The 5,735-nt window shown below is 67.8% G+C and carries 13 protein-coding genes; all 13 read right to left on the bottom strand.

The genetic code is table 11. The features are described from left to right. Nucleotides 1-40: 40 nt before the first annotated feature. A complete protein-coding gene (gene rplO, locus VGX25_RS06485; protein WP_326916692.1) occupies nt 41-484 on the bottom strand; it encodes a 50S ribosomal protein L15 in 444 nt (147 codons plus the stop codon). After that, nucleotides 481-663, bottom strand: a complete 183-nt coding sequence (rpmD, locus tag VGX25_RS06480; RefSeq protein WP_326467018.1) for a 50S ribosomal protein L30 — start codon at nt 661-663, stop codon at nt 481-483. Before rpmD ends, rplO begins: the two co-directional genes overlap by 4 nt. A 5-nt stretch (nt 664-668) precedes the next feature. Continuing rightward, on the bottom strand, nt 669-1,310 hold the full coding sequence (gene rpsE, locus VGX25_RS06475; protein ID WP_326916691.1) for a 30S ribosomal protein S5: 642 nt from the start codon (nt 1,308-1,310) through the stop codon (nt 669-671). Nucleotides 1,311-1,507: 197 nt separating this feature from the next. Next, nucleotides 1,508-1,906, bottom strand: a complete 399-nt coding sequence (rplR, locus tag VGX25_RS06470; RefSeq protein ID WP_326916690.1) for a 50S ribosomal protein L18 — start codon at nt 1,904-1,906, stop codon at nt 1,508-1,510. Nucleotides 1,907-1,908: 2 nt separating this feature from the next. Continuing rightward, a complete protein-coding gene (gene rplF, locus VGX25_RS06465) occupies nt 1,909-2,448 on the bottom strand; it encodes a 50S ribosomal protein L6 (RefSeq protein ID WP_326916689.1) in 540 nt (179 codons plus the stop codon). Between the two features lie 9 nt (nt 2,449-2,457). After that, complete coding sequence (gene rpsH / locus VGX25_RS06460; protein ID WP_326916688.1) at nt 2,458-2,856, bottom strand: 30S ribosomal protein S8; 399 nt, start codon at nt 2,854-2,856, stop codon at nt 2,458-2,460. Between the two features lie 76 nt (nt 2,857-2,932). Next, nucleotides 2,933-3,118, bottom strand: a complete 186-nt coding sequence (locus VGX25_RS06455) for a type Z 30S ribosomal protein S14 (protein ID WP_326916687.1) — start codon at nt 3,116-3,118, stop codon at nt 2,933-2,935. After that, entirely contained in the window at nt 3,118-3,681 is a 564-nt protein-coding gene (gene rplE / locus VGX25_RS06450) for a 50S ribosomal protein L5 (RefSeq protein ID WP_326916686.1), read from the bottom strand. The genes VGX25_RS06455 and rplE overlap by 1 nt, the downstream gene beginning before the upstream one ends. Further along, a complete protein-coding gene (gene rplX, locus VGX25_RS06445) occupies nt 3,681-4,001 on the bottom strand; it encodes a 50S ribosomal protein L24 (RefSeq protein WP_326916685.1) in 321 nt (106 codons plus the stop codon). The genes rplE and rplX overlap by 1 nt, the downstream gene beginning before the upstream one ends. An 80-nt stretch (nt 4,002-4,081) precedes the next feature. Next, the gene (gene rplN, locus VGX25_RS06440; protein WP_325162124.1) at nt 4,082-4,450 is read right to left on the bottom strand and encodes a 50S ribosomal protein L14; all 369 of its coding nucleotides are present in this window, start codon (nt 4,448-4,450) and stop codon (nt 4,082-4,084) included. Between the two features lie 58 nt (nt 4,451-4,508). After that, on the bottom strand, nt 4,509-4,802 hold the full coding sequence (rpsQ, locus tag VGX25_RS06435; RefSeq protein WP_326916684.1) for a 30S ribosomal protein S17: 294 nt from the start codon (nt 4,800-4,802) through the stop codon (nt 4,509-4,511). Between the two features lie 145 nt (nt 4,803-4,947). Beyond that, entirely contained in the window at nt 4,948-5,196 is a 249-nt protein-coding gene (rpmC, locus tag VGX25_RS06430; protein ID WP_326916683.1) for a 50S ribosomal protein L29, read from the bottom strand. Beyond that, complete coding sequence (gene rplP / locus VGX25_RS06425; RefSeq protein ID WP_326916682.1) at nt 5,196-5,615, bottom strand: 50S ribosomal protein L16; 420 nt, start codon at nt 5,613-5,615, stop codon at nt 5,196-5,198. The genes rpmC and rplP overlap by 1 nt, the downstream gene beginning before the upstream one ends. Between the last annotated feature and the right edge of the window lie 120 nt (nt 5,616-5,735).

Genomic DNA, 5,735 nt, shown 5'->3' with positions numbered 1-5,735 from the left:
GCCGGCGGAGGTGGAGCTCCGCCGGCCGGTTCGGGTTGGTTTACAGCGTTGTGGTGCTGCCGCCGGCAGCGGTGATCTTGTCGGTGGCGCTCTTGGAGAAGGCGTGCGCGGTGACGGTCAGCTTGACCCCCACCTCGCCGTTGCCGAGCACCTTGACGAGCTTGTTCTTGCGCACCAAGCCCTTGGCCACCAGCTCGGCCACCCCGACCGTGCCGCCGTCGGGGAACACCCTGGCGATGTCGCCGACGTTCACCGGCTGGTACTCGGTGCGGAACCGGTTGCGGAAGCCGCGCAGCTTGGGCAGCCGCATGTGGATCGGCATCTGGCCGCCCTCGAACGCGGGCGACACGTTCTTGCGTGCCTTGGTGCCCTTGGTACCGCGGCCGGCGCTCTTGCCCTTCGAGCCCTCACCGCGGCCGACCCTGGTCTTCTCGGTCTTGGCCCCGGGAGCGGGACGCAGGTGATGGATCTTGATGACCATCAGTCGATCTCCTCGACAGTCACGAGGTGGCGGACCGTGTGGATCAGGCCGCGCACCTCGGGGGTGTCCTCACGCACCGTCGACTGGCGGATCTTGCGCAGGCCGAGCGTTCGCAGCGACTCGCGGTGGTTCCGCTTGGTCCCGATGGTGCTCTTGATCTGGGTCACCTTGAGCTTCGCCATGGCGGTCACACTCCCTGCCCGGCGCGCGCCCGCAACATGCCGGCCGGCGCCACGTCCTCGAGCGGCAGGCCGCGGCGGGCCGCGACCTCCTCCGGGCGCTGCAGGCTCTTCAGCGCGGCCACGGTCGCGTGCACGATGTTGATCGCGTTGTCGCTGCCGAGCGACTTGGACAGCACGTCGTGCACGCCGGCGCACTCCAGCACGGCCCGCACCGGACCGCCGGCGATGACCCCGGTACCGGCGCTGGCCGGGCGCAGCAGCACCACGCCGGCGGCCTCCTCGCCCTGCACCGGGTGCGGGATGGTGCCGCCGATGCGGGGAACCTTGAAGAAGTTCTTCTTCGCCTCCTCGACGCCCTTGGCGATGGCGGCCGGCACCTCCTTGGCCTTGCCGTAGCCGACGCCGACCATGCCGTCGCCGTCCCCGACCACGACCAGCGCGGTGAAGCTGAACCGCCGGCCACCCTTGACGACCTTGGCGACCCGGTTGATCGCCACGACGCGCTCGAGGTGGGGGGTCTTCTCCTGGGCCGCACCGCCACGGCCGCTGTCGCGACGGTCCCTGCGGTCCCGGCGCTCGCCCCGCTCACCGCGGTCGCCACGCTCGCCGCCCTGGCCGCCGCCGAATTGCCGCGTACGTCCCGGCATCAGGCGTTCCTTCCGTTGCTTGAACTACTGGTTGAACTCGCGGCACCCAAGGTGACCCACGAGCGCGCGCCGGCCGAAGGCTTCGCTATCGCGACGGCAGGGCACGGTTGGCCGTTCAGTGACGCTTCGGTGGATACCGCCCTGCCTGAGCGATCGCGACCGCGCGCGGAGTGGCGTGCAGCACTGTTCATCATGATCTAGAACTCCAGCCCCGCCTCGCGTGCCGCGTCGGCGAGCGCCGCGATCCGGCCGTGGTAGTCGTTGCCACCGCGGTCGAACACGGCCTTGTCGATGCCGGCGTTCTTCGCCCTGGCGGCGATCAGCTCGCCGACCTTGGCCGCGCGGGCCTTCTTGTCGCCGTCCAGCGCGCGGACGTCGGCCTCCATGCTCGACGCCGCCGCCAGCGTGTGCCCGGCGAGGTCGTCGATGAGCTGGACGCTGATGTGCCGCGCGGAGCGGAACACCGCCAGCCGCGGGCGCTCCGGCGTGCCCTGGACCTTCTTGCGGATCCGGAAGTGCCGGCGGGCCTTGGCGATCCGGCGCCTGGTCGAGACGTCCTTCCCGACCGGCTTCCTCTTTGTCGCAGTCTCAGCCATGATCACTTACCCGTCTTTCCGACCTTGCGGCGGATCTTCTCGCCGGCGTACCGGACACCCTTGCCCTTGTACGGATCCGGCTTGCGCAGCTTGCGAATGTTGGCTGCCACCTCGCCGACCCGCTGCTTGTCGATGCCCTGCACGGAGAACCGGGTGGCCGTCTCGACCGTGAACGTGATCCCCTCCGGCGGGCTGACCTTCACCGGGTGGCTGAACCCAAGCGAGAACTCCAGATCGGAGCCCCTGGCCAGGACGCGGTACCCGACGCCGTGGATCTCCATCTTCTTCTCGTAGCCCTGGGTCACGCCGACCACGAGGTTGTTCACCAGCGACCGGGTCAGCCCGTGCAGCGCGCGGTTCTGGCGCTCGTCGTTGGGCCGCTTGACGGTCAGCGTGCCGTCCTCGGCCTTCTCCACCTTGATCGGCTCGGCCACGGTGTGCGTGAGCGTCCCCTTGGGACCCTTGACGCTGATGTGCTGCCCGTCGATCGTGACGTCCACTCCGGACGGTACGGGGATCGGCAGCTTTCCGATGCGCGACATGAGACCCCCTTACCAGACGTAGGCGAGGACTTCCCCGCCCACACCCTGCTTGCCGGCCTGCCGGTCGGTGAGCAGCCCGGACGACGTGGAGATGATCGCCACGCCGAGGCCGCCGAGCACCTTCGGCAGGTTGGTGGACTTCGCGTACACCCGCAGGCCGGGCTTGGACACGCGGCGCAGGCCGGCGATGCTCCGCTCCCGGTTGGGGCCGTACTTCAGCTCGACGATCAGGTTCTTGCCCTGCTCGGCGTCCTCGCTGCGGTAGCCGGTGATGTAACCCTCGCGCTTGAGGATCTCCGCGATGTTCTCCTTGAGCTTGGAGTGCGGCAAGACGACCTCGTCGTGGTACGCCGAGTTCGCATTTCGCAGACGGGTCAAGAAGTCTGCGATCGGGTCGGTCATCGTCATGGGTGCCGATCAGCCTTTCTCGCCGTGGTTCCCCGCGCGGGGCCTGTGGCGAACTGGGGGTCTATGGGAGCCTCGCTCACCAGCTGGACTTGCTCACGCCGGGCAGCTCGCCGCGGTGCGCCATCTCCCGGACGCAGATCCGACACAGGCCGAACTTGCGCAGCACCGCGCGCGGGCGACCGCAGCGCTGGCACCGGGTGTATGCGCGCACCTTGAACTTGGGCTTCTGCGCAGCCTTGTGGACCAGAGCCTTCTTGGCCATCAGTTCTCCCTGAACGGGAAGCCCAGGTGCCGCAGCAGCGCCCGGCCTTCCTCGTCGTTGGTCGCGGTGGTGACGATCGTGATGTCCATGCCGCGCTGGCGGTCGATGGAATCGGGGTCGATCTCGTGGAACATCGACTGCTCGTTGAGACCGAACGTGTAGTTGCCGTTCCCGTCGAACTGCTTGGGCGACAGCCCGCGGAAGTCGCGGATACGGGGCAGCGCGATGGTCAGCAGCCGGTCGAGGAACTCCCACATCCGGTCGCCGCGCAGGGTCACCTTGGCCCCGATCGGCATGCCCTCGCGCAGCTTGAACTGCGCGATGGACTTGCGGGCCCGGCGGATCTCCGGACGCTGGCCGGTGATCGTGGACAGGTCGCGGACCGCGCCCTCGATCAGCTTGGCGTCCCTTGCGGCGTCGCCGACCCCCATGTTGACCACGATCTTGACCAGCCGCGGGATCTGCATCGGGTTGTCGAACGTGAAGTCGCTGCGCAGCGCCGACACGATCTCCTCGCGGTACCGGGTCTTCAGCCGGGGGACGATCTTCTCAGCGGTGCTCATCAGATCTCCTTCCCGTTCCCGTTCTTCCCGCGGGCCACCCGGACCTTGCGGCCGTCCTCATTGATCTTGTAGCCCACCCGGACCGGCTTGCCGTCGTGGATCAGCATCACGTTGCTGACGTGGATCGGGGCCTCCTGGGTGACGATCCCGCCGGACTTCGCGCCCCGCTGGGTCTGCGTGATCTTGGTATGCTTCTTCACCCGGTTGACGCCCTCGACGAGGATCTTCTCGGTCTTCGGGTAGGCCTGGATGACCTTGCCCCTGGCGCCCTTGTCCTTACCGGAGATCACGACGACCGTGTCGCCCTTCTTGATCTTCATGATCGCTCCTCGCCGGCGCTCGTCGTGATCATGAAGACGATCGCTGTGCCCATTGATTCGCTCGCAAGCTCGCTCATGTGTCAGAGCACCTCCGGCGCCAACGAGATGATCTTCATGAACTTCTTGTCCCGCAGCTCGCGACCCACCGGCCCGAAGATGCGGGTGCCGCGCGGCTCGTTGTCCGGCTTGATGAGCACGGCCGCGTTCTCGTCGAACCGGATGTAGCTGCCGTCCGGGCGGCGCTTCTCCTTGGCCGTGCGCACCACGACCGCCTTGACGATGTCGCCTTTCTTCACGGCGGCACCGGGGATCGCGTCCTTCACGGTGGCGACGATGATGTCGCCGATGCCCGCGTAGCGGCGCGCGGAGCCGCCGAGCACCCGGATGCACAGGATCTCCTTGGCACCCGTGTTGTCGGCGACGCGCAGTCGCGACTCCTGCTGGATCACTTCCTACTCCTGACCCGTTGTGGCGTAACAGATTTCCGACCTGATACGCGCGGTCCGGTTACTTGGCCTTCTCGACGATCTTCACGAGCCGCCAGCGCTTGGTCGCCGACAGCGGGCGGGTCTCCATCAGCAGGACGCGGTCGCCGATGCCGGCGGTGTTGTCCTCGTCGTGCGCCTTGACCTTGGTGGTGGAGCGCATGACCTTGCCGTAGAGCGGGTGCTTCTTGCGGTCCTCGAGCGCGACCACGATCGTCTTGTCCATCTTGTCGGACACCACGTAGCCCTCACGCACCTTGCGACGCCCGCGGGACTTGTCGTGGAAGATCTCTTCGGTGTCAATCGGCTCGGTCATGCTGGTTCCTCCAACTCGGGAGTGTTGGCCGTGGTCATGGGTCGCCTCGAGCGCCGGGTCACCGGACCGCTCCTCGGGCAGACCTCGTTCCTCGGCCTACCCTCGTCGCGGTGGGCCAACTCCCTCGCCCCGCATTCCGCAAGCTTCATGCGGAAACCTCATCGCTGGGGAGCTCGTCCGGGGAGACCGAGAGCCCGAGCTCGCGCTCGCGCATCACGGTGTAGATCTTGGCGATGTCCTTGCGGACGGTGCGCAGCCGGCGGTTGTTGTCCATCTGCCCGGTGGCCATCTGGAAGCGGAGGTTGAACAGCTCCGCCTTCGACTCGCGCAGCCGCAGCACGAGCTCCTCGTCGTTGAGCTCGCGCAGCTCGGCGGCCGTCGTCCCTGCTGCCATCAGAAGTCACCACCTTCACGCGTGACGATGCGGCACTTCATCGGGAGCTTGTGCATCGCGCGACGCAGCGCCTCGCGTGCCACGGTCTCGTTCGGAAAGCTGAGCTCGAACATGACCCGACCCGGCTTGACGTTGGCGATCCAGTGCTCGGGCGAACCCTTGCCGGAGCCCATCCGGGTCTCCGCCGGCTTCTTGGTCAGCGGCCGGTCCGGGAAGATGTTGATCCACACCTTGCCACCACGGCGGATGTGCCGGTTGATGGCGATACGCGCGGACTCGATCTGCCGGTTGGTCACGTACGCCGGCGTGAGCGCCTGGATGCCGTACTCCCCGAAGTTGACCCTGGTACCGGCCTTGGCCATACCGGACCGCTTCGGGTGGTGCTGCTTGCGGTGCCTGACCTTGCGTGGGATGAGCACGGCTCAGCCCTCCCCGTTCCCCGTGTCGATGGACGGCGCGTCGCCGGTGCCGTTGGCGCTGCTCGCGGTGACCTCGGCGGGCACCGCGGCCGGCTCGGCCGGCGGCTCGGCGCCCCGGCC

The organism is Actinophytocola sp., assembly GCF_035942955.1.
Taxonomy (GTDB): Bacteria; Actinomycetota; Actinomycetes; order Mycobacteriales; family Pseudonocardiaceae; genus DASYTH01.
This window is presented reverse-complemented; position numbering and strand designations above follow the sequence as displayed.